The sequence below is a fragment of the Caulobacter sp. FG7 genome (assembly GCF_057808875.1).
The window spans coordinates 1-26,945 of sequence record NZ_JBMDIW010000031.1 but is presented as its reverse complement, the minus strand read 5'-3'; the positions used below and the strand labels follow the sequence as shown (position 1 = coordinate 26,945).

General features: G+C 70.7%; 19 protein-coding genes and 2 pseudogenes. 15 read left to right on the top strand and 6 right to left on the bottom strand.

The window, feature by feature from the left end:
- Positions 1-12 precede the first annotated feature (12 nt).
- Positions 13-1,008: an aldo/keto reductase gene (locus ACODR1_RS20810; protein ID WP_488882141.1), complete on the bottom strand. Its 996-nt coding sequence runs from the start codon at positions 1,006-1,008 to the stop codon at positions 13-15.
- A 122-nt stretch (positions 1,009-1,130) separates the two neighbouring features.
- Here ACODR1_RS20810 and ACODR1_RS20805 point away from each other — a divergent pair, with 122 nt between their 5' ends.
- Together ACODR1_RS20805 and arr are read left to right on the top strand one after the other, a co-directional pair.
- On the top strand, positions 1,131-2,024 hold the full coding sequence (locus tag ACODR1_RS20805) for a LysR family transcriptional regulator (protein WP_488882140.1): 894 nt from the start codon (positions 1,131-1,133) through the stop codon (positions 2,022-2,024).
- A gap of 52 nt (positions 2,025-2,076) precedes the next feature.
- Positions 2,077-2,511, top strand: a complete 435-nt coding sequence (gene arr, locus ACODR1_RS20800; protein ID WP_488882139.1) for an NAD(+)--rifampin ADP-ribosyltransferase — start codon at positions 2,077-2,079, stop codon at positions 2,509-2,511.
- A gap of 147 nt (positions 2,512-2,658) precedes the next feature.
- Here arr and ACODR1_RS20795 read toward each other — a convergent pair whose 3' ends face one another.
- On the bottom strand, positions 2,659-2,913 hold the full coding sequence (locus ACODR1_RS20795) for a hypothetical protein (RefSeq protein ID WP_488882138.1): 255 nt from the start codon (positions 2,911-2,913) through the stop codon (positions 2,659-2,661).
- Between the two features lie 129 nt (positions 2,914-3,042).
- On the opposite strand from ACODR1_RS20795, the gene ACODR1_RS20790 reads away from it, so the two are divergent.
- From ACODR1_RS20790 to ACODR1_RS20775, 4 genes are all read left to right on the top strand, one after another.
- The gene (locus ACODR1_RS20790) at positions 3,043-3,441 is read left to right on the top strand and encodes a hypothetical protein (RefSeq protein ID WP_488882137.1); all 399 of its coding nucleotides are present in this window, start codon (positions 3,043-3,045) and stop codon (positions 3,439-3,441) included.
- 233 nt (positions 3,442-3,674) lie between these two features.
- Positions 3,675-4,802 carry a hypothetical protein gene (locus tag ACODR1_RS20785; protein WP_488882136.1) on the top strand — a complete coding sequence of 376 codons (1,128 nt, stop codon included), beginning with the start codon at positions 3,675-3,677 and terminating at the stop codon, positions 4,800-4,802.
- A gap of 19 nt (positions 4,803-4,821) precedes the next feature.
- A complete protein-coding gene (locus tag ACODR1_RS20780; RefSeq protein WP_488882135.1) occupies positions 4,822-5,913 on the top strand; it encodes a hypothetical protein in 1,092 nt (363 codons plus the stop codon).
- An 18-nt stretch (positions 5,914-5,931) separates the two neighbouring features.
- Positions 5,932-7,215 carry a hypothetical protein gene (locus ACODR1_RS20775; protein ID WP_488882134.1) on the top strand — a complete coding sequence of 428 codons (1,284 nt, stop codon included), beginning with the start codon at positions 5,932-5,934 and terminating at the stop codon, positions 7,213-7,215.
- Here the strand turns inward: ACODR1_RS20775 and ACODR1_RS20770 are convergent.
- Both ACODR1_RS20770 and ACODR1_RS20765 read right to left on the bottom strand, forming a co-directional pair.
- On the bottom strand, positions 7,199-9,574 hold the full coding sequence (locus ACODR1_RS20770) for a beta-L-arabinofuranosidase domain-containing protein (RefSeq protein WP_488882133.1): 2,376 nt from the start codon (positions 9,572-9,574) through the stop codon (positions 7,199-7,201). The genes ACODR1_RS20775 and ACODR1_RS20770 overlap by 17 nt on opposite strands.
- A 62-nt stretch (positions 9,575-9,636) precedes the next feature.
- Positions 9,637-12,657: a DEAD/DEAH box helicase gene (locus ACODR1_RS20765; RefSeq protein ID WP_488882132.1), complete on the bottom strand. Its 3,021-nt coding sequence runs from the start codon at positions 12,655-12,657 to the stop codon at positions 9,637-9,639.
- Between the two features lie 484 nt (positions 12,658-13,141).
- On the opposite strand from ACODR1_RS20765, the gene ACODR1_RS20760 reads away from it, so the two are divergent.
- A complete protein-coding gene (locus ACODR1_RS20760; RefSeq protein ID WP_488882131.1) occupies positions 13,142-15,265 on the top strand; it encodes a hybrid sensor histidine kinase/response regulator in 2,124 nt (707 codons plus the stop codon).
- Between the two features lie 71 nt (positions 15,266-15,336).
- Positions 15,337-17,448 carry an ATP-binding protein gene (locus ACODR1_RS20755; protein WP_488882130.1) on the top strand — a complete coding sequence of 704 codons (2,112 nt, stop codon included), beginning with the start codon at positions 15,337-15,339 and terminating at the stop codon, positions 17,446-17,448.
- 7 nt (positions 17,449-17,455) lie between these two features.
- Here ACODR1_RS20755 and ACODR1_RS20750 read toward each other — a convergent pair whose 3' ends face one another.
- Both ACODR1_RS20750 and ACODR1_RS20745 read right to left on the bottom strand, forming a co-directional pair.
- Complete coding sequence (locus ACODR1_RS20750) at positions 17,456-18,646, bottom strand: hypothetical protein (protein ID WP_488882129.1); 1,191 nt, start codon at positions 18,644-18,646, stop codon at positions 17,456-17,458.
- Positions 18,647-18,798: 152 nt separating this feature from the next.
- Complete coding sequence (locus tag ACODR1_RS20745) at positions 18,799-19,209, bottom strand: hypothetical protein (RefSeq protein ID WP_488882128.1); 411 nt, start codon at positions 19,207-19,209, stop codon at positions 18,799-18,801.
- Between the two features lie 245 nt (positions 19,210-19,454).
- On the opposite strand from ACODR1_RS20745, the gene ACODR1_RS20740 reads away from it, so the two are divergent.
- From ACODR1_RS20740 to ACODR1_RS20710, 7 genes and pseudogenes are all read left to right on the top strand, one after another.
- Complete coding sequence (locus tag ACODR1_RS20740) at positions 19,455-21,521, top strand: ATP-binding protein (RefSeq protein ID WP_488882127.1); 2,067 nt, start codon at positions 19,455-19,457, stop codon at positions 21,519-21,521.
- A gap of 278 nt (positions 21,522-21,799) precedes the next feature.
- Entirely contained in the window at positions 21,800-22,780 is a 981-nt protein-coding gene (locus ACODR1_RS20735; protein WP_488882126.1) for an ABC transporter substrate-binding protein, read from the top strand.
- Positions 22,781-22,925: 145 nt separating this feature from the next.
- Positions 22,926-23,669, top strand: a pseudogene (locus tag ACODR1_RS20730) (ABC transporter ATP-binding protein); the annotation flags it as partial.
- 95 nt (positions 23,670-23,764) lie between these two features.
- Positions 23,765-24,523: an ABC transporter permease gene (locus tag ACODR1_RS20725; protein ID WP_488882125.1), complete on the top strand. Its 759-nt coding sequence runs from the start codon at positions 23,765-23,767 to the stop codon at positions 24,521-24,523.
- Positions 24,524-24,736: 213 nt separating this feature from the next.
- The gene (locus ACODR1_RS20720) at positions 24,737-25,513 is read left to right on the top strand and encodes a hypothetical protein (protein WP_488882124.1); all 777 of its coding nucleotides are present in this window, start codon (positions 24,737-24,739) and stop codon (positions 25,511-25,513) included.
- Entirely contained in the window at positions 25,513-26,604 is a 1,092-nt protein-coding gene (locus ACODR1_RS20715) for a DUF2336 domain-containing protein (protein ID WP_488882123.1), read from the top strand. The genes ACODR1_RS20720 and ACODR1_RS20715 overlap by 1 nt, the downstream gene beginning before the upstream one ends.
- Positions 26,605-26,668: 64 nt before the next feature.
- Positions 26,669-26,782, top strand: a pseudogene (locus ACODR1_RS20710) (hypothetical protein); the annotation flags it as partial.
- Positions 26,783-26,945: the final 163 nt, after the last annotated feature.

The window sequence follows — 26,945 nt, the reverse complement described above, 5'->3', positions numbered from 1 at the left end:
GGCTCGCCTCGCTCAGCGGTTGGTCTTGGAGAGGACGTCCTCGGGCAGGCGCGCGCCCTGGATGGTGATCCCGGCGGCCGCGACGGCGATGCGGGTGAGATCCGCGCCGCTCAGCTCGACCTCGACCGAGCCCAGGTTCTCGGCCAGGCGGGCTAGCTTGGTCGTGCCCGGGATCGGCACGATCCACGGCTTCTGGGCCAGCAGCCAGGCCAGGGCGATCTGGGCGGGCGTGGCCCCCTTCTCGGCGGCGATGGCATTGAGGAGGTCGACCAGCGCCATGTTGGCCGCGCGGGCCTGCTGGGTGAAGCGCGGCGAGATCGTCCGGAAGTCGCCGGCCGCCAGCGGCGTGGCCGCATCGATCTTGCCGGTCAGGAAGCCCGCGCCCAGCGGGCTGAACGGCACGAAGCCGATGCCTTCCGCCTCGCACAGGGCCAGCACGCCGTTGCTTTCCACGTCGCGGGTCCACAGCGAGTATTCGTTCTGCAGCGCGGTGACCGGCTGCACGGCATGGGCGCGCTTCAGCGACTCCAGGCTGGGCTCCGACAGGCCGAAATGGGCGACCTTGCCGGCCACGATCAGGTCCTTCACCGCGCCGGCCACGTCCTCCATCGGCACGTCGGGATCGACGCGGTGCTGGTAGAGCAGGTCGATGCGGTCGGTGCGCAGGCGCTTGAGCTGGGCCTCGACCACCGCCTTGATGTGGTCGGGACGGCTGTTGAGCCCGCCGCTGCGCACGCCGGTCTCCATGTCGACGTCGAAGCCGAACTTGGTGGCGATGACCACCTCGTGGCGGAACGGCGCGACGGCGACGCCCAGCAGGGCCTCGTTGGCGAAGGGGCCATAGACCTCGGCGGTGTCGAACAGGGTGACGCCGGCGTCGAAGGCGGCGCGGATCACCGCCACGGCCTCGTCGCGCGGCGTGGCCGGGCCATAACCTGCACTGAGCCCCATGCAGCCATAGCCGAGGGCCGAGACTTCCAGGCCCTGGCCGAGTTTGCGTTTCAGCATCTTGGATCTCCTTGCGGCGAACGCGGAGCCCCCGACGCCTTCGCATGCCGAGCAAGATAGGCCTGGCCCTTTCACGTCATTAGACGCGATAATCGGCATGTCGTTTTTAGCAGGACTTACAAATGACCCTGCGCCTCGACGACCTCGCCGCCTTCGCCCTGGTGGCCAGGGAGCGCAGCTTCACCCGGGCCGGGGCCAAGCTGGGCGTCTCGGCCTCGGCGCTGAGCCAGACGATCAAGGGCCTGGAGGCTCGGCTGGGCCTGCGCCTCCTGGCCCGCACCACCCGCAGCGTGGCGCCCACCGAGGCCGGCGAGCGGCTGCTGACGACCCTGGCGCCGCGGCTGGAGGAGATCGAGGAAGCCGTCGCCGCGCTGAGCGAGCTGCGCGAGCGGCCGGCCGGCACCATCCGCATCACCGCCGGCGAGCACGCCGCCCAGTCGGCCCTGCAACCGGGCCTGGCCAGGCTGCTGCCCGACTATCCCGACATCCGGGTCGAGATCACCGTCGACTATGGCCTGGTCGACATCGTCGCCGAGGGCTTCGACGCCGGGGTGCGGCTGGGCGAGCAGGTGGCCAAGGACATGATCGCCCTGCGCATAGGCCCCGACCTGCGCATGGCCGTGGTCGGCGCGCCGGCCTATTTCGCCGACCGCCCGCGCCCGCTGACGCCGCAGGACCTGACCGAGCACAACTGCATCAACATGCGCCTGCCCACCTATGGCGGACTGTTCGCCTGGGAGTTCGAGAAGGACGGCCGCGAGGTCAAGGTGCGGGTCGACGGCCAGCTGGTGGTCAACACCATCCGCCAGCGGCTGGACGGCGCCCTGCAGGGGCTGGGCCTAGCCTACATGCCCCAGGACGTGGCCGCGCCCCACCTGGCGAGCGGCGAGCTGGTGGCCGTGCTGGAGGACTGGTGCGAGCCGTTTTCCGGCTACCACCTTTATTATCCGAGCCGCCGGCACGCCTCGCCGGCCTTCTCGAAACTGGCCGAGGCCCTGCGCTGGCGCGGCGGCTGATAGAGATCTAGGCCCGAAAAACCTGCGTTCAAGAATTGGCGGGCGGCGAAATATGCGCAGTCTGCGGGGTCTTCTCGACGCGGAGGCGACCATGACCACGACCTATTATCACGGCACGAAGGCCGATCTGGCGACCGGCGACCTGATCGAGGCCGGCCGGGTCTCGAACTACGGATCACGCAAGGCGGCCGTCTTCGTCTATTTCGCCGCCACGCTCGACGCAGCGACCTGGGGCGCGGAGCTGGCGCAGGGCGAGGGGCGCGAGCGGATCTACGTCGTCGAGCCCACGGGGCCCTTCGAGGACGACCCCAACGTCACCGACAAGAAGTTCCCCGGCAATCCGACGCGGTCGTACCGCACCCGCGCCCCGCTGCGCGTGGTCGGCGAGGCGGCGGGCTGGACCGGCCATGCGCCCGAGCAGCTGCGGGCCATGCGCGACCACCTGGAGGTGCTGAAGCAGCAAGGGATCGAGGCGATCGAGGACTAGCCTTCCAAGGCGTGGCGGCGCCCGAGGTTTGAGACGAAACCTCGTCCTTCGACAGGCTCAGGATGAGGTTTTCCACCGCTCGGCCTTTGAATGATCCTCATCCTGAGCTTGTCGAAGGACGAGGATCACGCACCGAGCATGAGCCCCCTACCCCCGCCCCGTCTCACCCAGCACCTTGCACAGGGCGGCGGCCAGGATTTCCCAGGGCTCGCCGGGCTCGGGGTCGAGGCGGGCGCGGATGTCGCGGGCCAGAGCGGAGGGGTCGAGGGCGCCGGCCGCCTCGAGCGAGCGGCACAGCGGCAGGTAGGTGGCGGCGAACAGGCGCACGATGTCCTCGCCGGTGAAGGCCGGCACGTCGGGGCCAGGCAGGCCGGGAGGATCGGAAGGGCCGGCGGGCGACATCGTCGATGGAAACTCCTGATACTGGCCGCCGCACCTGCCCGAAGATCGCCGGTCGCGCCTTGATCCGGATCAAGGCCGCCCGTCGCGCGGCGTGGGACCTCGCCCCCCAAAGAGGAAGAGCAGAGCCCCATGCCCAACGACGTACGATCGACGCTCGCCCGCCATCACCTCGACGTCGGCGCCGACTACGTGCTGCGCAGCGCGGGGCTGCTGTCTTCGGTGTTCGACGGCGACATCATGCGCGGTCTGGTGTTCCTGACCGCGCTGCGGCTATCGGCGCACGCGCCGCAGGACGCCTCGGGAGAGCGCCCCGTGCGGCTGACGGCCATCGCCCGCTCGATGGGCCTGCCGATCGAGACCACCCGCCGCCACCTGCTGAAGCTGCAGCGCGACGGCTTCACCCTGCGCGCCGTGGGCGGCGGCGTGATCGCGGTGATCCCCGAGCGGCCCGACATCGCCGAGGCCATGGCCGCCAACAGCGCCAACCTCGCCAGCCTGGCCGCGACGCTGGAGACGTTCGCCGGGTGAGACATGTGCGAAAGCGCACCGCTTCGCCCATCGCCGGCGATCCAGACTGCTTATCAGGCGCCGACTCGTCTTTTTCGAGAGCCACTCAAATTGGCTTGACCTCAGATTGACTTATTAATCTAACTGACGGCCAAGCTTCCGCATCGCGGGGCCAGTTCCAGTACCAGTTCCCACTCCAGTAACAGTTCCCAAGCGTAACCGGCTCACCACAGGCTACATCGGGGGATGGCGTCATGGACGCGCTGATCGGCTCCAAGCATACGGCGACGTTCTTCACCTGGCTGGTGCTGCTGATATTCTCGGCCCTGGTGATGATCGGGTGGTGGCACCTGCTGGAGCCGCCCATCGGCCATCGCGCCATCGCGATCGTCGCCGCCTGCGTGCTGACCCTGCTCGCCGTCTTCTGCGCGCGCCAGATCGGCCAGCTGCGGGCCGACGCCATCGTCAGCGGCAGCGCCTACAAGTGGCACCACGGCTGGAAGGCCTACCTGTTCCTGGCGATCGTCAGCGCCCTGGGCACGCTGAACGCGGCCTTCTACCTGTTCGAGGGGCGCGCCATCCTGCGCCATGACATCGCGACCGTCCGCAACGGCTATACGGCCCTGCGGGACGAGGCCGCCAAGTCCCTGCCGCCGCAGGGCTATCTGCAGAAGCGCGCCAAGGTCAAAGCCTCGCTGGAGACGCTTCACAAGGAGATCGTCAATCCGAACCGCGACTACTGCGGCGTCGGCCCCTCGGCCAAGACGATCATCGGCGACATCCGAGGGGACATACCGCAGTACCGGCTGCTCAACGGTTCGGGACCGATCGTGCCGTGCGACCTGGCCAAGGCCGAGCAACTCTACCAGTCCTACGAGGACATGGCCTACGAGATGCTCAAGAGCGACACGGCCTTCCTGAGCGTCGACGGCCCGCGGAAGCTGGCGTTCCTCGACGACCTGAAGGTCCGCTACGAGCAGATGGACGACGAGCTGGGCGCGCTGGAGGCGACGGCCGCCGGCATCGGCGGAACCGACGGGCTGAACAAGCGCGCCCTCTACGACGCCCGCAACCACTACATGTCCGACCGCGCCATGTTCTACAGCCTGCTGGGCGCCGAGGACGGCCCGCTGCCGAAGATCACCGCGCTGCAATCCGACAGCGTCAATTCGCCGGTCTCGGCGCTGGATCTGGCCTTCAAGCGGATCCAGGACTTCAAGACCTGGCTCTACCTGGCCTTCGCCTTGGCCCTGGATTTCGGCGTGATCTACCTGATCACCCAGCTGAACGTCCGTTACGGCCAGCGCCAGAAGATCACGGACACGGAGGCGGTCGTGCGCTTCCGCACGGACCCGAGGTTCCTCTGGTCCAATCCCTCCTAGCGGTTGACGGAGCACTCCCATGGCGGACCGCCGCGACGACCCCTCCCACATGCCTCAATCCGAGCCGGTGCTGAACACGGTGCCGGGCCTGTCGCAGGGCGCCCCGGGCCCCCAGGTCGGCCTGGCCGAAAGCCTGGAACGGACCGGCCGGCACCCGGTGCTGATCTTCGGCTCGTCGAAGTCGGGCAAGTCCTCGCTGATCATGTCGCTGCTGACGACGCTGCACAGCGCCCGGACTGTCGACATCCAGCTTGGCGAACCGGTGCTGGACCGCGCAGACCCCCGCTGCGAGGAAATGCACCGCCAGGCCAAGTCGTTCTATGATCGCGACCTCTACATCATCGACACGGGCCAGTCGCTCGACCAGACCCAGGGCGAACCGTTCTTCATTCCGGTGGACATCCAGCCCACGAACAGCCGCCTGCCGCCGGTGAAGCTGGCCTTCCTGGACGGGCGCGGCGAGGCCTATCAGCCCAGCTTCGACAACAACGCCGACTTCTACAAAGCCCTCGGCGACGACATCCAGGACCTGCTGCAGAACTTCTCGTTCGGCCTGACCGTGATCTATGTCGCGCCCTATTCCATCGGACCGGGCCACGACCGCGACACCCGCGACAGCAATTTCGGCCTGCTGGGCGCGCTCAGGGGCTACCAGACCCTGCGCAAGCAGCGCCGCAACGACTTCCACCTGTTCCTGCTGACCAAATGGGACCAGCACGCGCCGCCGATGGGCGACAACGACCTGTTCGCCCAGGTCGACCCCGCCGATGTCGACCACGTCCTGCGCGACCGGTACGAGCAATCCTGGGGCGGCTTCCAGGGCATGACGCTGGAAGGACCGGCGCACGACCGACGCACCTTCATGCAGTATACGTCGGGCTACTTCGTCGACGGCCGGCCCCGCCGCCCGCCGGCCAACTTCGCCGATTCTTACCAGCGTTATCCGCGCACCCTGCTCAACTGGCTCTACGGCAACGCCAGGCGGTACGCCGTGTCCAACGGCCGCGAAACGCTGGTCCTGCGCGAGCGCCTGTTCGAAGACGTGACCCCGCCCGGAGAAGCGACGGTCACCTTGACCGATCGCCTGAGCGCTCTGCTGACGACGCGCTAGCCGCTTGGAAGGCCGAACATGGTCGCGACCGTTCTGATCGGGAAGGCTCCGGGCGGTCCCGGCGTCACCACCGCCATCCGCTTTCTCGGCGACGAGGAGGATCGGGACTATGGCCGGAGCATCGGCTCGGGCAAGCTGCGCAACAAGGTGGAGGAGATCTGGGCCCAGCTGCCGGCCAGCGTCATCCCCCCCTTCTCGCACGACCGCACGTCCAGCGAGATGGTCTTCAAGGTCGCGCGCTACCAGGGGGCCAACCCGCAGCAGGTCTGGACCTGGATCGGCTGCTATACGGGGCTGCCCTTCGCCGACAACCCCCGCGCCAAGACCTACATCGGCTGCGGGGTCCTGTACCTGAACGCGGTCGCTCCCGCCCGCGAGGCCGTCGCCTACATCCTGGACGCGTTCTGGGGCCTTCGCGACCGGGCCGACAACGGCGTGATGTCGATATCGGTGAACCAGGCGGCCGACCTCGTCGCCAGCATACGGGACAAGCCGTTCTCGGTCCGGCGGGCCCATCCCAACGAGCAGGGCATGACGCCGTCCGGCCACCGCCGGGTCTTCATGGACCTTGGCGGCTATCGCGATTCCCAGAGCTACAACCGCGAACTGGTGCAGCTGATCGAGGAGAGCCAGACGTCGTTCGCCTTCAGCGACGTCAACGAACTGATCCTGGGAAATTCGCAGTCGCTGGCCAAGGAGGCCGAGCGTTCGGGCCGCTACATCGTGCTGAACCCCGACGGCTGGCGCGCGCTGCCGCCGCCGAAGAAGGCCCCGCCCCCCGCTCCGCCCGCACCGCAACCGTCTGCGGCCCTCAGCGACGGCCGGGATCGCCATCCGCGCGACGAGCCGATGCTGGCGGCGATACGCGACGACCTCAAGCGCGTCGAACGCAAGGTCGACGGCCTGGCCCATCGCCGGAGCCGGGACGAAAGGGACGACGGCCTCGACCCGGAACGGTCGCCCATGGACCGATGGGGCTGGCCGCTCGCGATCGGCGCCATCGTGCTGGTGCTGGCCGCGATGATCCTGGCGCTGACGCCCATGTCGGGCCCCTGGCCATGGGCGGGCCATGCCGAGGCCTCGTCGAACGCCCCGCCCCTCTCCGAAACGCCGACGGAAGAGACGCCGACCACCCGGCCGCCTCCGCCGAGCTGCCCCAAGGCGGAGGTCTACTCGCCGAACAATCCCACGCCGGACGACCTCGAGCAGATCGCGCTCGAGAAGACATGCCTGGACAACGAGATCGAGGAGCGCAAGGCGCGGATCAAAACCCTGAACGGCCTGGTCAAGAAGACCTCTTAACCCCCGCCATCACCCGCAGTTCGTACATCACCACCGGCTTGCCGCCGTCGGCCTCGATGCGCACGCGGGCGGGGCTGGTTCCGGCGGGCAGCGGCAGGTCGACGGTGAAGAAGCCGTCGCGCTTGCCGGGCGGGGTGGCGAAGGCGCCCACCACCGCGCCGTCGGCCAGCACCCTGGCCGACTGGCCGACGTCGGCGCCCCAGTAGACCAGCTGCAGGGTCAGGGGGCCGGCGCGGCGGGCCAGGGTGGCCTCCAGCCAGCCGCCGCCGGGGCTGAGCTTGCGGCCGCTGCGGCCGTTCAGCTGGATGATCTCGCCGTTTGCGGCCGCGACCCCGTGGTCGACCTCGGGCTGCTGCTCGCCCAGATAGACGGTGTCGACCGTGCGGGCGACGGTGTCGATGCGGGCCTCCTCGGCCGCCAGGAAGGCCTTGCCCTCGGCCGCCCAGCGAGCCTTGGTGAAGGTCGGCGCGTAGACGGCGGTGCGGTTGTCGTACTGGGCGTAGAACGGGGTGAAGACCACCGGCTCGCCCTGGACCGTGCGGCCGACATAGGTGTGCCCGTCCTTGCCGAGCTTGCGCAGCAGGCCCGCCGGCGGCCCCTCGCCGCGCAGAGCCGGCGCCGCCCGCTCGAACGGCCGGTCGGCCAGCCCCACGTCGGCGGCCAGCACCAGCGGGCCGGAGACGAAGGCGGTCAGGTTCGGATCGTCCGGCGTCGGCTCGGCCCGCAGGTGCGCCGGCAGGCTCAGTTCGATCCGGTCGCCGGCCCCCCAGCGGCGCCGTATGCGCAGATAGCCGTCGCCGCCGCCGGCCCCCAGCAGCCTGCCGTTCACGCGGACCTGCGGGTCGGCGCACCAGGCCGGCAGGCGCAGGGCGATCTGGCGCTCGCCCTGCGGGGCGCGGGCGATGGTCAGGGCGACCTTGCTCCCGGCGGGATAGGCCGTGTCGAGGTCGATGGCGAAATCGCCGTCCGGCAGGTCGAGCCGCGAGGGGATGAAGAGGTTCAGATAGAGGGTCTCGCCGCTCCTCCACCAGATGCTGTCGGCGTGCTTGGCGTGGCTCTCCATGCCCGAGCCCACGCAGCACCAGAAGCTGTCCTCGTAGGTGGAATAGCTGCGCCGCCCGCCGGCGGCCATCGGCATGAAATAGACGAAGCGGCCGTCGCTGGGCCGCTGGTGGGCCATGATGTGGTTCAGCTGGGCGCGCTCGTAGTAGTCGAACAGGGCGCCGTCGGGCTTCCAGCTCCACAGGTGGCGGGTCAGCTTCAGCATGTTGTAGCTGTTGCACGCCTCGCAGGTGGTCTCGGCCATGTGGCGGGCGATCTGGCGCGGCTTGCCGAAATGCTCGCGGTCGGAATTGCCGCCGATGACGTAGCTGTGGTCGCGGGTCACGGCCTGGTGGAAGAACCGCGCGGCGACCGCCTCGCCGGGATCGTCGCCCGCCACCTCATATAGCCGCGCCAGGCCGATGACCTTGGGGATCTGGGTGTTGGCGTGCAGGCCGGCCAGTTCGTCGCGCTGCGCGGCGATCGGATCGAGCACGGCCTTGTGGCGCAGGCGCCGGGCGACCTTCAGCCAGCGCGCGTCGCCGGTCAGAGCGTAGGTCTGGGCGTAGGCCTCGTTGATCCCGCCGTGCTCGGTGACGAGGATCTTCTGCACCTGTTCGTCGGACAGGCCCTCGATCACGCCCGCGAAATAGCCGGCGACCCCGACCGCCACGTCCAGCGCGCCGGGCGTTGCGGCCAGCTCATGGGCGTCCAGCAGGCCGGCATGCACCTTGTGCCAGGTGTAGACCGGCACCCAGCCGTCGTTGAGGCTGAAGCGCGACGCGCGGATGTCGCCCCGGCGCAGCTCCTCGAACACCTGCTTGCCGCCGGCCGGGTCGTCCTGGTTCCAGCGGGTGGTCCCGCCCACATAGCCGTCGCCGTGGGCCGCCTGCACGCGGGCGAGCTCCGCCACCGTGTAGGCCAGGCGCTCGCGCAGCACCGGGTCGCCCGTGTTGGCCACCTGCAGCGCACAGGCCGTCAGCCAGTGGCCCAGGGTGTGACCGGCGATGCTCTGGGCCTCCCAGCCGCCATAGACCGGCGCCTTGACCGGCAGGCCCGCGCCCTTGTGGAAGTTGTGCAGCAGCCGGTCGGGCGACAGCGAGACGAGATAGGCGCGGTTGGCGTCCTGCGCCCGGCTGAAGATCGACGGCTTCAGGGCCACGTGACGCGCGGGCACCGGCCGGGCGACGACGCGGGCGGGGTCGGGCGCGAGGGGCGCGGCGATCGCGGCGGCGCCGCCGGCGAAGGCCAGGGCCGTGGAGGCCAAGAGGAAACCCCGGCGGGTGGCCGCCCCGCTGCCCAAGTCGTTCCCGGCCATGCTCCACCCCAAAGCTATTTGTCAGACAATTAGCCGGAAGAGAGCATGGCGGGCGGCGGGGCTCAAGGGGGCGAGGCGGCTTCCAGGCGGGACGCCAGCACGCCGAACACCCCGGCCGCCCGCCAACGCTCATGCGAACCGACGACGTAAAGCGCTTCCTTGGCCCGGGTCACGGCGACGTTGAGCAGGTTCGGCTCGCCGCCGGCCCAGCCCCTCGCCCCGGTCTGATGGGGCAAGGGCGCACCCAGAACGAAGATCACGGCCTCGGCCTCGCGCCCCTGAACGGTGTGCACGGTGCCGACCCGCTCCCGAGTCCAGGCCCTGACGTCGCTGACTACGCCGTCCAGAACACCCGCCTCGAGGATCAATCGGCGCAGGCCGTCGGCCACCGCCACGAAGGGCGTGACGACATAGAGGTCGAGCTGGACCCCTGCAGCGACTAGCTTCCCGAACAGGTCGATCACCACCGCGCCCTCCTCGGGCGACCACTTGTCCTGGGCCGAGCCTTGAACGTCGATCCAGCGGGAGGGGCCCAAGACCCTGGCGATCGACGACACCTCGGGGACCTTGGCCTGCACCATCTTTCCCGAATAGGCCACCCGGTTGGAGATCCCGAACATCGGCTCGGCGCAGCGACGGTGCACCAGCAGCGGCACGCCGACCGTGCGGCTGCCGACGCCGGCCTGGAACTCGGCCATGTAGGGCGTGGCGCTGTCTGCGAGGGTCTGGGTCGAGGCCCCAGGCGCGTTGAAGGGATCAGGATCAACCCCGAACCGTCGGTGTATGGCCGCGGTCAGGCTTTCCGGCAGGGTGACGACAGGCGGGATCTGCACCGGATCGCCGACGATCACCGCCCGCTTGACCCGCATCAGGGCCCCGACGGCGGCCTGGGGCAACGCCTGGCCGGCCTCGTCGATCAGCAGCCAGCCCAGTGAACCGGGCGGCAGCCGGCCCAGCATCTTGTCGACCGAAGCGAAGGTGGTCGAAAGCGCCGGCACAACCATGAACAGCGACGACCAGAGGTCGGGGATCAGGGCGTCCTTCTCGGCGTCGCCCAGGCTCGCCCCGCCGAGCACGTTCATCATCGCCCCGAGATTGTGGCGCAGCGGCCTGGCGGCCGCGTCGATGAAGGCCTTGTGCAGGGCCATGGCGGCGATGAAGACATCGTCGCGCGCCCGCTGGGCGGCGGCGTCCAGCCACGGCGCGGCCTTCTGCCAGGTCGCCTCGTCGCGCGCGAAGAACGCCGCGTCGACGAAGCGCTCGCCGATCTCCAGCCGGCGCCGATCGGCCGCGTCCGCCGCGCGATCCAGGTCCGCCCGCGCCGGCGCCAGCAATGGGGTCTTGGGCGCGAGTTCGGCCATGGCCGAGTGCAAGGCCCCGGCCAGGGCCTTGTCGACAACCGGGCCCGCCGCGGCCAGATCGCGACGCGCGACCTCCCTGGCGTCGAGCGCCGCCTTCCGCCAAGTACGGAAGGTGCGCGTGAAGAACAGGCGCGACCAGAACCCAGGGCGGCGCGACGCCAGATCGGCCCAGGCGTTCACCGACCTGCGCAGCGCCGGCAGCCGCGCGGCCGCGATCCGGGCGAATTCCAGCTCGTTCAGCGTCGCGCGACTGGCCGCGAGGGCGACGTTGAACCGGCGACGCGCCTGTTTCCAACGTTCCAGGGCGTCGAACTGATCGCGGGGCGGGTCCTCCTGCCTGACGATCCGCGGCTTGCGGGCCGCACCGTTCTCGTCGGCCTCCACAAGGCTTTCGTTTCCGGCCGCAGCGGACAGGTAGGTCGACAGGCCCACTTCCTTGTCCCACCAGAAACTCTGGCTGAAACGGTAGCGGTTGCCCGCATTGCCCAGCACCGCCGCGCCCAGCCCCCAGGTCGGCCGCTCCAGCAACTGGTCCGACAGGCTCCTGAAGTAGCGCAGGTCCGGCGCGTCCTCGGCCACGGCGCCCGCGCCGGGCAGTTCGGCGCTGACGTTCTCGACCGCGCCGTTGTTCGACGAGGCCACCAGCATCTCGAAGCCCTTCAGGCGTTCGTCCAACCGGTAGAGGTGCAGCCAGCCGGCCCCGGCCCTGATCCTCTTGCCGGTCGTGAGGAAGGCGTCGGCCGGATTGGCGAAGGTCGCCATGGCTTGCGCCCGCTCGGTCACCAGCGCCGCGACCAGGTCGCGCAGCAGCGTGGTCTTGCCCGTTCCAGGCGGCCCGTTCACGGCCAGGACGCCGCCCGCCTTGGCCTCCTCCAGGGCCAGATTGACCGCCGCCTGCTGCAGCAGAGCCAGCGGATGGCGGCCCTTGCCTGGCCAGCGCCCCGGCGAGTAGCGGGCAGGATCCAGGGCCCTGGCCAGCGCGGCGCGATCGGTGAACAGGTCCGGACGGTCCGCCGGCCGGAGCACGCCAAGATAGCGTTTGAGCAGGTCCGGCGCGGCGTCGCGCGCGAACAACTCCCGCGCCCGCGCCAGGTCCTTCAGATAGAAACTGTTGAGCAGCAGCGGCTCCGGCGGGTCGGCGCTCCTGAAGGGCACGAAGCTGCGGATGGCGAAGCTCGGCGACTTGACGAGGTCGCCAGGCAGGCCGAGCACGCCGACCAGCCAGCGATAGGCCGCGTCGATCATCGCGCGGGTCAGCGGCGTGGCTTCGCCCTTGCGGTCGAGGACGCGGACACGCTCGGTCAGGCCGGCCTTCAGCCCCGCCTCGACAGCCGGCCACTGCGCCAGTCGATCAAGCCCCCCGGCCAGGGCCGTCGGCAGGCCCCAGCCGAAGCTGGCCACATGAGCGGGGTCGTCCTCGACGGGGCGTCCCTCCTTGTCGACGATCACCACCGCCAGGATCGCCTGTCCGCTGACGCCCGGACGCTCTGCTCGCTTGTCGGCATAGAGGCCGAGCAACCCCTTGACCGCCTCGGGCAGATCGATCGTCCCAAGGACGACCTGGTAATAGAGGCGCGAGCCCGGCCTGCCCCTCAACCCGCGATCCCAGGGTAGGTCGCCGTCCAGCTTGGCCACGGCGGTGCGATCGCCCCCCGCCAGTTGCTCGACGCGCCGGAAACTGGGCGGCGACAGCACCTCCAGAGCCGTCCACGCGTCGAGCACGCCGACCGGGGTGTTGGTCTGCGGAGGATAGGGCTTCGGGTCGGGCCGAGCGGGTCCCGCGCCTTCGGCATGATTGGATGGTTCCGGCCGACGCGGCGCTTTCGCGGCGGAGGCCGCTGAAGCAGCTTCCGGCTTCCGAGACGTCTTTGCCTGACCGGCGAGGCTGGCGGCGACCTTTGCCGCGAGGGCCTGGCTTCTGAGCGCCTTTCGGTGGCCGAGCTCCGCCTTGAGGGCCTTCAGCCGCGCCACATCGCCCGATGCGTTCTCGTACTCTCGCTCCAGGTCCTCGATGGACGCGTTGAAGAACGGCCGATTCATGTACGCCCCCTGACTGAACTCCACGCTTAGACGAGCCCGGACGATCGATGCAACTTAGCCCCCTTTCTCATCCTCCCCCACTTAACCAAAAACCGACGTTTCGTGGTCATGGTGGAACCCGACAGCTTCCGGCCGCCTTCGGTGGGAAGCCTGGGGGTTTGAGGACTTGGGTTTTCGCCGCTTCGACATCGCGAGCGATCGCGCGGCGCCGTGGCGTCGCTGGCGGCGGCCGGCGGGGCTGACGCTCGCCTATGTGGCGTCGATGGCCTACAGCCTGTTCCTGACCGGGGCGGCGCAGGAGATCGCCACCATCTGGACGGCCAACGCCGTCATCATCGCCGGCCTGATGACCCTGGACCGCCGGCGCGGCGCGATGCTGCTGGCGGTGACCAGCGTGCTGCACCTGCTGCTGAGCCTGGCCACCAGCAACAGCAGCGCCTTCGCCCTGGCCGTGACCATCCTCGACGGCGTGCAGATCGCCGCCACGGCCTTCGCCCTGCGGCTGCTGCGGTTGCCGGGCAAGGTGCGCAGCATGCGCGGCCTCCTGGTGCTGACGGCGGTGTCGGCGGTGTTCACGGCGGCGACCTCGATCGCCGTCAACGGCGTGGCCTCGCTGGCCGAGGGCGGCGACTTCTGGACCGGCTGGAGCGGCTGGACCACCAGCAACGTGCTGGGGGTGGCCATCGCCCTGCCGACCATCCTGATCCTGCTGGACCGCCGTCACGCCGAGGCCTTCCCGGTGCGCGGCTGGCTGGAGCCGGCCGCCGGCCTGGTGGTGATCGCCGCGGTGTCGTGGACGGTGTTCACCGGCCCGCCGCAGATGCGGGTGCTGGTGTTCGCGCCGGTGCTGCTGGCGGCGTTCCGCGGCGGACCGCGGGCGGCGGCGCTGTCGGTGATGGCGGCCCTGGCCTTCGCCATTCCCGCGGTGCTGTCGATCGTCGGCCTGGACGCCAGGGCGGCCGCCGAGCCGATGCGCCACCTCCTGCTGTTCCACATCGTGCTCTATGCGGTGAGCATGGCCGCGGCCCTGGCGCTGAGCCGCCAGACGCGGCTGTCGGCCCTGCTGGTGCGTCGCCAGGCGGCCGCCCGCGCCGCCCAGGCCCGGGCGCAAGCCGCCAACGCCGCCAAGTCCGACTTCCTGGCGACGATCAGCCACGAGATCCGCACCCCGCTGAACAGCATTCTCGGCTTCGCCGCCCTGGTGGCCGAGGACGCCGAGCTTTCCCCCGAAAACCGTCGCCGGCTGGATCTGGTCGGCCGCGCCGGCCGCTCGCTGGCCGAGATCGTCAGCGACCTGCTCGACTTCGCCAAGGTCGAGGCCGGCCGCCTGGAGCTTGTCTTGTCCCCCGCTTCCCCCGCCGCCCTGCTGCGCGACGCCGCCGCCATCATCGCTCCGGAAGCAGAGGCCAAGGGCCTGACCGTGACCGTCGAGGTCGAAGGGCGCGGCGAGCAGGATCCCGAGGCGCTGTTCTGCCTGGACGAGACGCGCCTGCGCCAAGTGCTGCTGAACCTGCTCAACAACGCCGTGAAGTTCACGACGGCCGGCGGCGTCACCGCCCGCCTGTCGGTCGGCCCCGATCCGGGCCTGCTGCGCTTTTCCGTGGCCGACACCGGCATCGGCATCGCGCCCGAGGTGCAGGCGCGGCTCTTTCAACGGTTCAGCCAGGCCGACAGCTCGATCAGCCGCGCCTATGGCGGCACGGGCCTCGGGCTGGCGATCAGCAAGGCGCTGGTCGGCCAGATGGGTGGGACGATCTGGGTCGAGAGCGCGCTGGGCCTGGGCGCGGTGTTCCACATCGCCCTGGAGGCCGAGCCCGCGCAGGCCCCCGCGCCCGCCGAGGTCGCCGGCCCCGAGCGCGCCGCCGCCCGCGTGCTGCTGGTCGACGACCACCCGATGAACCGCGAACTGGGCGACGCCCTGCTGACCCTGGCCGGCTGCCAGGTGTCGACCGCCGAGGACGGCTTCCAGGCCGTCGAGGCCGCCCGCACCGGCGTATTCGACCTGATCCTGATGGACGTGCACATGCCGGGCATGGACGGCCTGGCCGCGGCCCGCGCCATCCGCGCCCTCGACGGGCCGATGGCCGACACCCCGATCCTGGCGCTGAGCGCCGACGTGCTGCCCGAGCAGGTGGCCCGCTGCCGCGCGGCCGGCATGGACGGCCACGTGGCCAAGCCGATCCGCCGCGACGAACTGCTGGCGGCGGTGTCGCGGGCGTTGAGCGAGCCGCCGCAGCGCGACCGAACGTCGCATGACGGCTCCGCACACGGAAAAAGCGTCTCGCCTTAACCCTTTTTCGGTCCGGGCGTGATGGGTGAGTTTTCCGGCCGTGCGAGCCGCCGGATGGGGGACGAGGGGCCTTGAACGCACGAGTCGACAGACGGGACGGCCCCGCGGGCGCGCCCGGGGCCAACCCCGATTGGGCGAGCGTCCGCTGGGGACTGCTGGCGGCGCTGGTCTGCGCCTATGTCGGCGCGTTCCTGTTCAGCGACCTCCTGACCCGCGACTCCAACGGCATGCCTTCGCTGTGGCCGATGAACGCCATACTGGCGGCCGGCCTCTTGCGCATGGACGCGCTGGGCCGGCGGCTGCTGCTGGCCGTGGCCCTGGCCACCAACCTGACCGTCCACGCCCTGGCCGGCGATCCGTGGATCGTCATCGCCATCTACACCGCCTGCGACATGACCGAGAGCCTGGTCGCCGCGGCCCTGACCCGCCGGCTGCGCGGCCCGCGGCCGTCGATCCGCAGCGTGCGCCACGCCCTGGTGCTGGTGGCGGCCATGCTGCCGATCACCATCACCGTCGCGGCCATCGGCGCCAGCCTGACGGCCGGGCCGGCCGGCGCGGACCTGTGGCCGTTCTTCACCGCCTGGGCGGCCTGCAACAGCATGGGCATGGTGATCGCCCTGCCCGCCGCCCTGGTCATCCTGGACCCGGCCAACGAGGCGCCGTTCCGGCGGCCGCTGCCGGTGCAGGCGGTGCTCTATGCGCTGGTGGCGGGGGCGACGGTCTTCGCCTTCCTCAAGCCCAGCATGCCGATGCCGTTCCTGATCTTCCCGGCGGCGATGCTGGCGGCCTTCCAGATGGGTCCGCGCGGCGCGGCCTGGAGCGCGGTGATCGTCATCGCCATCACCGCCCCGCTGACCGTGGCCGGCGAGGGCGTGGCCCGCCTGGCCCCGCGCTGGGCCGAGATCGACCGCATCCGCCTGGTCCAGGCCTTCGTGACCACGATCTTCTTCACCTGCCTGGCCGCGGCCCTGTCGCTCTACAAGGAGCAGCGGCTGAAGGGGCTGATGGCCCGCCGCAGCGCCGCCGCCCGCGCCGCCCGCGCCCGCGCCCAGGCCGCCGGCCGGGCCCGCACCGACTTCCTGGCGACGATGAGCCACGAGATCCGCACGCCGCTCAACAGCGTGCTGGGCTTTGCGAACCTGCTGGCCGAGACCGAGGACGGCCTCAGCCCCGCCGGCCGGCGGAAACTCGAGCTGATCGCCCAGGCCGGCGGCTCGCTGGCCACCATCGTCGACGACATTCTCGACTTCTCGCGGCTGGAGGCCGGGCGCGTGGAGCTGCGGCCCGAGGCCGTCGACCCGGCCGCCCTGCTGGCCGACGCCGCCTCGATCATCGCGCTGGACGCCCAGGCCAAGGGCCTGTCGCTGGCGGTCGAGGCGCGCCTTCCGGAGGGCTTCGACTACGCCCTGGATCCGGCCCGCCTGCGCCAGGTGCTGCTGAACCTGCTCAACAACGCCGTCAAGTTCACCTCCAGCGGCTCGGTGCGGGCCAGCGTCGTGCTGGAGACGAGCTATCCCGGCGGGCCCGAGCGCCTGCGCTTCACGGTGGCCGACACCGGCATCGGCATCGCGCCCGAGGTGCAGGGCCGGCTGTTCCAGCGCTTTTCCCAGGCCGACAACTCGATCAGCCGGGCGTTCGGCGGGGCGGGCCTGGGCCTGGCGATCAGCAAGACCCTGGTCACCCGCATGGGCGGCGAGATCGGCGTGGTCAGCGCGCCGGGCCAGGGCGCCACCTTCTGGTTCACCACGCCTGCCGAGCCGGTCTGCGCCGCCGACGGCCCCGCCCCCGAGCAGGAGGCCGCCGCCCGGGTGCTGCTGGTCGACGACCATCCGATGAACCGCGAGCTGGGCGCGGCCATGCTGACCCTGGCCGGCTGCGCGGTCGAGACCGCCGAGGACGGCGACGAGGCCGTGCGCGCCGCCGCGGCCGGCGACTTCGACATCATCCTGATGGACATCCACATGCCGCGCATGGACGGCCTGGCCGCCGCCCGCGCCATCAAGGCCCTGCCCGGCCCGGCCAGCCGCGCGCCGATCATCGCCCTGTCGGCCGACGTCATGCCCCAGCAGATCGAGCGCTGCCGCCAGGCCGGCATGGTCGACCACGTCGCCAAGCCCATCCAGCGCGACGTGCTGATCGCGGCGCTGAACCGGTGGTTGGGAGTGGAGACGGAAGCGGCGTGAGGGGGCTTCAGGTCAACGCCTGACGAATGGCTCCCAGCACATTCAGGCCGACCCGCCAAACGGAGGGCAGGTTCACCTGGGCCAGTTCGGCAGACCGACTGGCATAAAGCGTTCGATCCGACGTCCTGGTCACCCCCTCGAAGGTGACGGAAAGGCGTACCTCGCACCGCGCGTGCTGTTCGGTGTCACGGTCAGCGCCGAAGACTTCCCAGTTGCTCAGACGGTCGATCACGATCTCGACCTCCTGTAGCTCCCGCCATTCCCTGATCTTCTCCGAAAGCAACGTGATGATCGGATGGTAGTCGATCAACGCGACGACGTCGTTCGTACGGCGTGCGGTCAGTGCCGCCTGAAACAGCTCAAGTGCTCTTTGTGGCGTGTCCGCATTCAGCCTTGGCAGGTTAGCGTTCAGGAACCGCAAATTCCGCTCCCGCTTGGAGACTTCGTCCTTCGGCGTCGCAGCGATGTCCCGGCCCCACTCCACCACCGCAGCGAGCAGGTCGATAGCCTTCGCCGCCGCAACACGGTTTGCGTAGTTCAGACGCGTGCCGTGAAGAATGCCGTTTCTCAGGGGCATGTTGAGCTCGGCTTCCTCGTACCCTCGCTGACCCTTCTTCAGGTGCTCCAGTAGGGCCTTGAGTGCCGACGGATGTCCCGCCACGCTGTCAGTAGATTGAAACAGGTCATCCAACGCATCCAAGTTGGCGAACATGCTCTTGGTGCCCGTCATCGAAACACCGAAACCGTCCACCAGCATCAGCACGAGAGGGACGACAACGAGATAGTCGTTGTCTTCATAGGCCTGGATTACGCGCTCCACGACCGAGGCGCGCACCGGATACAAGGGGTCGACCATGCCCCCGCCCAGCAGTTTGAGCGCCTGCCATTTGATGGGCTCCATCGAAAGCAGATGTTCAGCGAGATAGTCGTCGATCTCTGCCTGGGAAGCGCCCCGCGCGCCCATAGCCAGTGCTGCTTCCGCAGGCTCGACGCCGCAAGCGAACTCCACGAACACCCAGCCGTGTTCAATGAAGGCCCCGTTGAAACGATCTGGCAGGCTGGGCAAGCCCGCCGCCTCCATCGCCAATCGATGAGGGCCGCTGTTCGCAGGCGTCAGCTTGGCCAGTTCGATCAGACCGTCAAACGCTTTGAGTTCCGCGTTGTCACTTAGTATCGGCCCTCGCAACTTGTCGGTCATTCAGCCCGCTCTCCCTCGCGCGGTTAGTTCGATAGTGGAAAGCCGCCAGGAATAGGAAGGTCCTCGCACCGCGAGAGAAGCGGTCGTAGCTAAGCGTCTGTAAGATCTTCACCATATCGGACGCCGCTCCGGCCGTTCACGAGCAGGCGCCCCTAGCGGTAGAAGAAGCCTTCGGCGCTGGAGGCCTCGACCCGTTCGCCGGTGACCGCGCCGCCGGCGCCAACCTGGGCGCCATAGACGGCGTAGGCCTCGCCCTTGCCCGCTTCCCAGGTCACGCGGTGGACGACCAGGCGGAAACTCTCGCCATTGCAGCGGCTGTAGGCGCGGTAGGCCGCGCCGCGCACGTCGAGGAAGGCCTGCGCCTGCGCCGACAGCGCCACCGGCTTGCGGTCGAGGGTCAGGGCCGGCGCCCTGGTCGCGCCTTGGGACAGCGCGATCGCATGCGGGCCGCACTGGCCCTCGTAACTCAGGCCCTGCGACGTCGCCGCCTTCAGCTCGACCCCGGACACCACCGCCGGCTCGGCATTGGCGAGCGCGCCGGCCAGATAGAGCGCGAAAAGCATGGGTCGGTCCCCTCCATCCTCACGAAGGCCGCAACCTGACATGCAGCAGCCCGGCGCAACTCTCGCAGAGAGTCCGACAATCCTTCAACCCCGGCGCGCGGTTTTCCTTGTCCGACAAGGAAACAGCCCTCTTCGTCGGGTAGTCGACGCTATCGAAACCCATTGCGGCAAAGCGTCACAGAAGGCATTGGTCCCGAAACTGAAACCGTTGTTCGGCGTAGAAACCGGGGGAAACGGGGTCAAGAATGACGCGAAGCGCCGCCCTACAGGAGACCGGCCGCCAGACGGCGCTGCTGCTCGTGCTGGCGGCTGCCTTCGCGCTCACCCAGCTCTTCAGCGACGGCCTGACGCGCGGCCCGACCGGGGTGGCGGCCCTGTGGCCCGGCACGGCCCTGCTGGCGGTGGGGCTGATGGCGCTGGGTCCGCCGCGCCGGCTGATCCTGACCATCGCCGTCGGCGTCATCCATTTTTCCCTCTGCCTGGCCTTCGGCGACAGCCTGGAGCGGGCGGCGGTGTTCACCGCCGTCGGCCTGGCCGAGGCCTGGGGGGCGCGCGAGGCCGTGCGGCGAGCCTTCGGCGGAGCGCCCAAGGTGCGGACCATGCGCCACCTGGCCCTGCTGATGACGGTGATCGCGCCGGTGGTGGCCGCCACCGCCGCCATCGCCGCGGCCCTGCTGGCCCTGCTGGACGGCGCGCCGTTCATGGCCCTGTGGCGCGACTGGTTCGTCAGCGGGGCGCTGGGCATGGCGCTGATCGTGCCGGCCGTGCTGGTGCTGATCGATTCCGAGCACAAGCGCACCTTCCACCGCTCGCTGGGCGAGCGGCTGGGCCTGTTCGTGCTGATGGCGGTGCTGACGGCGGCGGTGTTCCACGACACCCGCGCGCCCCTGCCCTTCGTGCTGTTCCCCGCCGCCATCCTCTGCGCCTTCCGCCTGGGTCCGCGCGGGGCGGCCGAAGCCGCCCTGACCATCGCCGTGGTGTCGCTGCCGCTGGGGGTGTGGAACATCTTCCTGGGCCAGCTGCTGGCGCCGTGGAATCCGGCCCAGATGACGCGGCTGATCCAGTGCTTCGTCACCGTGGTGTTCGTCACCGCCCTGGCCGCGGGGCTAGCCCTGGCCCAGCAGGAGCGGCTGCGGCGCCTTCTGGTGCGGCGCGAACAGCTGACCCGCTCGGCCCGCGCCCGGGCCCTGGCCGCGGCCGAGGCCAAGACCGAGTTCCTGGCCACCATGAGCCACGAGATCCGCACGCCGCTGAACAGCATCCTCGGCTTCGCCCAGCTGCTGGCCAGCCGCCAGGACCTGCCCGCCGACGCCCACCGGCAGGTGGGCATGATCGACACCGCCGGCGCGGCCCTGCTGACCGTGGTCAGCGACATCCTCGACGTCTCGCGGGTGGATTCCGGCCAGGTGGAGCTGTTGCTGCAGCCGGCCTCGGCCGAGGCGGTGCTGCACGACGCGGTCGGCATCGTCCGCCCGGAGGCGGAGGCCAAGCACCTGGCCATCGAGATCGACGTCATCGACCCGGTCGGCGGCCTGCACGACCTGGACGCCCTGCGCCTGCGCCAGGTGCTGCTGAACCTGCTCAACAACGCGGTGAAGTTCACCGAGCGCGGCAAGATCGTCGCCCGGCTGATCGTCGAGCCCGGCGAGGTCGAGGACCGCCTGCGCTTCGAGGTCGCCGACACCGGCGTGGGCGTGCCGATCGAGGACCAGGCGCGCCTCTTCCAGCGCTTCGTCCAGCTCGACAGCGGCGCCACCCGGGCCTATGGCGGCGCGGGCCTGGGACTGGCGATCAGCAAGTCGCTGGTCGAGTTGATGGGCGGCAAGATCGGGGCCGACAGCGCCCCCGGACACGGCTCGTGCTTCTGGTTCGAGGTCCCCGCCGCCGAGGCCGAGCCCCTGGCCGCCCCGGTGCGCGAGATCGCCCGCGACCCCAAGGCCGCCCGCATCCTGCTGGTCGACGACCATCCGATGAACCGCGAGATCGGGGTTGGCCTGCTGCGCCTGGCCGGCTGCCACGTCGAGACCGCCGAGAACGGCCGCCAGGCCCTGGCGGCGGCCGCACGCGGCCACTTCGACATCATCCTGATGGACATCCACATGCCCGAGATGGACGGCCTGGCCGCCACCCGGGCCATCCGCGGCCTGGAAGGCGCGGCCGGCCGCGTGCCGATCATCGCCATGAGCGCCGACGCCCTGCCCCAGCAGGTGGAACGCTGCTTCGCCGCCGGCATGGTCGACCACATCGCCAAGCCCGTGCAGCGCGAGGTGCTGTACGCCAAGGTGGGGCGCTGGCTGGAGGCGGGGGGGTGAAGTCCACGCTCCTCCCCCCGCTTGCGGGGGAGGGGGACCCCGAAGGGGTGGAGGGGGCGACGGCGGGCGCGGCGCTTCGTCCCTCGCCCCCGCCGTCACGCTGCGTATCCGCAGCGCGCCACCTCCCCCGTTTCTCGGGGGAGGAGTGAAGTCATCGGCAGCTGAAAACGTCCCCCCTCCGGCGCTTCGCGCCACCTCCCCCAGAGGGGGAGGATCTTTGTTGGCGCCCCTCCCCGCCCCCGCTAACCTCCGCGCCGCATCGTACCGGGGGATCCGCCATGACCTTTTCGCGCCGCGCCGTGACCGCATCGGGCCTGGCCCTGCTGGCGGCCGCCTGTTCGCCGGCCAGGAAGGACGCCGCGCCCGGCCTCACCAAGCTGAAGCTGGCCACCGACTGGCGGGGCCAGGCCGAGCTCGGCGGCTACTACCAGGCCGTGGCGACCGGCGAGTTCGCCAGGCGCGGGCTGGACGTCTCGATCGTCCAGGGCGGGCCGGGGGTGAACGTGCCCCAACTGCTGGCCACCGGCGCGGTCGACATCGGCGTCGGCTCCAACAGCTTCATCGTGCTGAACCTGGCCAAGGAGGGCGTGCCGGTCAAAGCCGTCGCCGCCTACATGGACAAGGACCCCCAGGTGCTGATCGCCCACCCCGGCCAGGGCGTCGCCAGCATCGCCGACATGAAGGGCAAGCCGATCCTGCTGTCGGACGCCTCGGTGACGGCCTTCTGGGTGTGGCTGAAAGCCAAGCACGGCTTCACCGACGCCCAGGTGCGCAAATACAACTATTCGGTCGCCCCGTTCCTGGCCGACAAGAGCCTGATCCAGCAGGGCTATGCGACGTCCGAGCCCTACCTGATCGAGAAAGCGGGCGGCGAGAAGCCGGCGGTGTTCCTGCTGGCCGACGACGGCTATCCGGCCTACGCGTCGTTCGCCCTGGTCACCGACCAGATGATCGCGCAGAAGCCCGCCCAGGTGCAGGCGATCAGCGACGCCATCGCCGCCGGCTGGAAGAGCTATCTCTACGGCGACCCGCGGCCCGGCGACGCGGCGATCCTCAAGGACAACCCCGAAATGACCCAGGACCTCCTCGACCAGGCCCGGGACAAGATGCGCAGCTACGGCATCGTGCCCAAGGACGGGATCGGCGCCATGACCGACGCTCGCTGGGCGGAGTTCTTCACGGTGGCGGCCGACCAGGGGGTCTATCCCAAGACCATGGACTACAAGCAGGCCTACAGCCTGGGCTTCCTGCCGAAGTGATGCGCAGCCCGCGAGCGAGCTCCCTTCCCCCTCGATGGGGGAAGGGCCGGGGATGGGGGTGGCGCGGCGGTCAGACCGGACGCGGCGTCGAATGCCGCCAACTCAGCAGTCACCCCCACCCCTGCCCCATCAAGGGGGAGGAGAATTGACCCTCATCGCCTCCCTCTCCGCCGTCGAGGTCGACTATCCCCGCGGCCGCGCGCTTGGCCCCGTCGACCTTGCGCTGGCCGCAGGCGAGGTGACGGCGCTGGTCGGGCCGTCGGGGTGCGGCAAGTCGACGGCGCTGCGGCTGCTGGCCGGGCTGGAGCAGCCCACGCGCGGGAGCGTGACCCGGGCGGCCGGCAAGGGCGAGACCTCGGTGGTGTTCCAGGCCCCCACCCTGGCGCCGTGGATGAGCGCGGCGGCCAATGTCGCCCTGCCGCTGGAGCTGGCGGGGTTTCCGGCCACGGCGGCCCGGACCAGGGCCCGCGAGGCGCTGGCCTGGGTCGGTCTCGACGGGGTGCAGGACGCCCGCCCGGCCCAGCTGTCGGGCGGCATGGCCATGCGGGCCTCGCTGGCCCGGGCGCTGGTCACCAATCCCCGCCTGCTGCTGCTGGACGAGCCCTTCGCGGCCCTGGACGAGATCACCCGCCGGGCCCTGGCCGACGACGTGCTGGCCCTGTGCGCGGCGCTGTCGCCGGCCGTGGTGTTCGTCACCCACAATGTCGAGGAGGCCGTCTACATGGCCGGCCGCGTCGTGGTGCTGACGCCGGGACCGGGCGTCGTGGCCGGCGAGGTCGCGGTCGACGGGCCTCTGGTGCGGCCGGCGGGATTCCGGACGACGGCGCAGTTTCGCGAGACGGTGGAGGCGGTTTCCGCGCTGCTGGCGCGACCCCCTCAGTCGGCTTCGCCGACAGCTCCCCCAGAGGAGGAGCATCTAGAGGCCCTGGCCAGATCCTCCCCCTCTGGGGGAGGTGGCCCGGAGGGCCGGAGGGGGTCAGCGCCATGACCCGCCGCCTCGCCCCCGTCCTGTTCACAGCCTTCCTGCTGGCCGCCTGGGAAGCCGCCTGCCGGGCCCTGCACGTGCCGGCCTATCTGCTGCCGGCCCCTTCCGAAGTGGCCAAGGCCCTGGTCGAGGCCGGGCCGCTGCTGGCGCTCAGCGCCTGGGGCACGCTGTCGACGGCGCTGGCGGGGCTGGCGCTGGCGGCGCTGGTCGCCCTGGCCCTGGCGTTCTGCGCGGCCCTGAAGCCGATCGTCGAGGACGCCTTCGCCCCCGTCGCGGCCGTGCTGCAGGTGACGCCGGTGATCGCCATCGCGCCGCTGGTGACTATCTGGGCCGGCATCGACCATCCGGGCCGGGCGGTCACCGCCCTGGCCGCCGTCATCGCCTTCTTCCCGATCTATTCGGGCGCGATCGCCGGGCTGAAGGCGGCCGATCCTGACCTGTCGCGGCTCTTCGACCTCTACGGCGCCACGCCCTGGCAGCGGCTGTGGCGCCTGCGCCTGCCCTCGGCCCTGCCCGCCATGCTGGAGGGGCTGAAGGTCGCCGCGGGCCTGGCTTTGGTGGGCGCGGTGGCGGCCGAGTTCGTCGCCGGATCCGGCTCCAGCCAGGGCCTGGCCTGGCGGATGCTGGAAAGCTTCAACCGCCTGCAGACCGCCCGCGGCTTCGCGGCGCTCGCGGTGCTGGCCGCCATGGGCGTCGCGCTGCACGCGGCCCTGGCGGCGGCGCAGGCGCGGCTGCTGGCCTGGTGGCGGGGGCGCTGAACCACGGCTCCCTTCCCCCTCGATGGGGGAAGGGCCGGGGATGGGGGTGATGCAGCGGTTCAACCGCTGAGGCCGCAACCACCCCCACCCAACCCTCCCCCATCGAGGGGGAGGGCTTTGTCTTGAATCCGACCCTCCGCACGGCGCCGTTAGGCGGGGATTAAGCGGCGTCGGCTAGGGTTCGCAGACTGACAAGACTCCGTCCGGACCGGCATGCGCCTCGTTCTGCCCCTGCTGCTGCTCGCCAGCGTCGCCGTTCCGGCGCACGCCGACGACGTGCGCGAGAGCCGCTATGGCCCGCGCAGCCCCCGCGCCCAGGCCGCCGCCCCGGCCTATCGCGGGCCGATGCTGGGCTGGGCGGGCAAGGTGGAGGCTGAGGTCGCACCCGCCGCCGCCGAGACCAACGACCGCGCCGTCGAACGCCCCGCGCCGATGGCCGCCTGGGCCGGCTACGCCAACGCCCCGCCCTCCCAGCAGGTCCAGCCGCCGCAACCGCGCTACGTTCCGCAAGGCCCGCCGCAGCCCCAGGCTCCGCAAGGCGCCCTGCCGACCAGCCTCTACAGCCCGCCCGTGGCCGCCGCCCAGGTCGCTCCCGCCAGGCCCGCCACGCCGCGCGTCTATCCGTCGAGCGAGCTGGCCGGCGGGCCGCCGCCCGCGCCGGCGCAGCAGCCCCAACCGCGCCCGGCCCCCGCTCAGGTCGCCGCCGCGCCGGCCTACGCCAATCCCCGCGCCGCCGAGGGCCTGGCGCCGCGCACCTATTCGGTGGGCCGGATGTTCGGCCTGACGCCGGACCAGATCGCCGCTCCCGGCCCGCCCAACACGGTGCTGATGGCGGTCGCCCCGGCCGCCGTGGCCACGGCCCCGGCTGACGACGAGCCCCAGCACGGCTCGGCCGACTGGCTGGCGGAGGCCGCCCGGGACGCCGGCCGCGACACCTCTACCTCGGCGTCGCGCAGGAAGAAGACCACCGCCCAGGAGAACGATTTCTGATGCTGCAATCGCGGCTGCATGACCTGATCGCCCTGGCCGACGAGCCCTCCAGCGCCAAGCGGCGCGAGCTGCTGCGCGGGGTGACCGACCTGTTCTTCACCGCCGACGACCACGGCGCGGTGGAGATGGGCCTGTTCGACCAGGTGATGGGCCAGCTGGCCGGCGAAATGGAAGAGGCCGTGCGCGTCGAACTGGCCGAGCGCCTGGGCCAGTCGGCCGCGCCGCCGCCGAGCCTGACCCGCAACCTGGCCGCCGACAGCATCGCCGTGGCCCGCCCGATCCTGACCGGCGCGACCCCGCTGTCGGATGCTGATCTGCTGCACGTGGCCCAGACTCAAGGCCAGGAGCACCTGCGGGCCATCTCCAGCCGGGCCCACGTGCCCAGCGCCGTCTCCGACGCCATCGTCGCGCGCGGCGACGACGACACCCTGGGCGTGCTGATCCGCAACGAGGGCGCTGAGCTGTCGCGCAAGGCCCACGAGACCGTCGTCGACCGCGCCGCCGCCAACCCGGCCCTGCACGAGGCGGTGATCGACCGCCAGAGCCTGCCGATCGACCTGCTCAACGAGATGTATTTCGTGGCCGAGGCGCGGCTGCGCGACCGGATCATGGCCCGCAACGAAAGCGTCGACCCGGCGGTGCTGGAGGCGGCCCTGGCCGCCGGCCGCAACCGCCTGGCCGCCCGCGACGGGGCCCTGCCGGCCGACTACGACGCCGCCATGCACGAGCTTGGCCTGATCAAGGCCCGGGGGCGGATCACGCCCCAGGCCCTGGCCAGCATGCTGCGCGCCAAGCAGACGAGCCTGTTCCTCTGCGCCCTGTCGGACATGGCCGACATCGACTTCCACACCGCCCGCAAGATCCTCGAGCGCAAGGAGCTCGACGGCCTGGCCGTGGTCTGCAAGGCGGCCGACTTCGACCGCGCCCTGTTCCTGACCTTCGCCCTCCTGATCCTGGATCCGTCCGACGAGGTCATGGGCAAGGCCAAGGCCTATGGCGAGCTCTACGCCGCCCTGCCCCGCGAAAGCGCCCTGCGCACCATCCGCTTCTGGCGCCTGCGCCGGACGACCGGCGCGGTGGCGGCGGCTTAAAAACCCTCTCTCATGGAGAGAGGAACGGTGAGAGGGCAGGCCCTCTCCATTCCATCACTTCCGTCATCCCGGCCGCAGCGTAGCGGAGAGCCGGGACCCAGGGGCAGACGCATGGCGTCGGCGACCGCCTGGGCGGACGTTCAAGCCTCCGAGCCCAGCCCCCCTGGATCCCGGATAAGCGCTGCGCGCTTTCCGGGATGACGAGCGGGGGTTTGTCGGGGGGCTTTGCTTGCAGCGGTGAAACCTCTCACCCTCCCACCGCTTCGCGGCGGGCCTCTCCCTCACTCGAAGAGAGAGAGGGATCAGGAACGAAAAAGGGGAGCGTCCGTAGACGCGGGGCG

Excerpts from the sequence above, each read along its gene's own strand:
- ACODR1_RS20810 (WP_488882141.1), bottom strand. The coding sequence starts at position 1,008 with ATGCTGAAACGCAAACTCGGCCAGGGCCTGGAAGTCTCGGCCCTCGGC.
- ACODR1_RS20805 (WP_488882140.1), top strand. The coding sequence starts at position 1,131 with ATGACCCTGCGCCTCGACGACCTCGCCGCCTTCGCCCTGGTGGCCAGG.
- arr (WP_488882139.1), top strand. The coding sequence starts at position 2,077 with ATGCGCAGTCTGCGGGGTCTTCTCGACGCGGAGGCGACCATGACCACG.
- ACODR1_RS20795 (WP_488882138.1), bottom strand. The coding sequence starts at position 2,913 with ATGTCGCCCGCCGGCCCTTCCGATCCTCCCGGCCTGCCTGGCCCCGAC.
- ACODR1_RS20790 (WP_488882137.1), top strand. The coding sequence starts at position 3,043 with ATGCCCAACGACGTACGATCGACGCTCGCCCGCCATCACCTCGACGTC.
- ACODR1_RS20785 (WP_488882136.1), top strand. The coding sequence starts at position 3,675 with ATGGACGCGCTGATCGGCTCCAAGCATACGGCGACGTTCTTCACCTGG.
- ACODR1_RS20780 (WP_488882135.1), top strand. The coding sequence starts at position 4,822 with ATGGCGGACCGCCGCGACGACCCCTCCCACATGCCTCAATCCGAGCCG.
- ACODR1_RS20775 (WP_488882134.1), top strand. The coding sequence starts at position 5,932 with ATGGTCGCGACCGTTCTGATCGGGAAGGCTCCGGGCGGTCCCGGCGTC.
- ACODR1_RS20770 (WP_488882133.1), bottom strand. The coding sequence starts at position 9,574 with ATGGCCGGGAACGACTTGGGCAGCGGGGCGGCCACCCGCCGGGGTTTC.
- ACODR1_RS20750 (WP_488882129.1), bottom strand. The coding sequence starts at position 18,646 with ATGACCGACAAGTTGCGAGGGCCGATACTAAGTGACAACGCGGAACTC.
- ACODR1_RS20745 (WP_488882128.1), bottom strand. The coding sequence starts at position 19,209 with ATGCTTTTCGCGCTCTATCTGGCCGGCGCGCTCGCCAATGCCGAGCCG.
- ACODR1_RS20740 (WP_488882127.1), top strand. The coding sequence starts at position 19,455 with ATGACGCGAAGCGCCGCCCTACAGGAGACCGGCCGCCAGACGGCGCTG.
- ACODR1_RS20735 (WP_488882126.1), top strand. The coding sequence starts at position 21,800 with ATGACCTTTTCGCGCCGCGCCGTGACCGCATCGGGCCTGGCCCTGCTG.
- ACODR1_RS20725 (WP_488882125.1), top strand. The coding sequence starts at position 23,765 with ATGACCCGCCGCCTCGCCCCCGTCCTGTTCACAGCCTTCCTGCTGGCC.
- ACODR1_RS20720 (WP_488882124.1), top strand. The coding sequence starts at position 24,737 with ATGCGCCTCGTTCTGCCCCTGCTGCTGCTCGCCAGCGTCGCCGTTCCG.
- ACODR1_RS20715 (WP_488882123.1), top strand. The coding sequence starts at position 25,513 with ATGCTGCAATCGCGGCTGCATGACCTGATCGCCCTGGCCGACGAGCCC.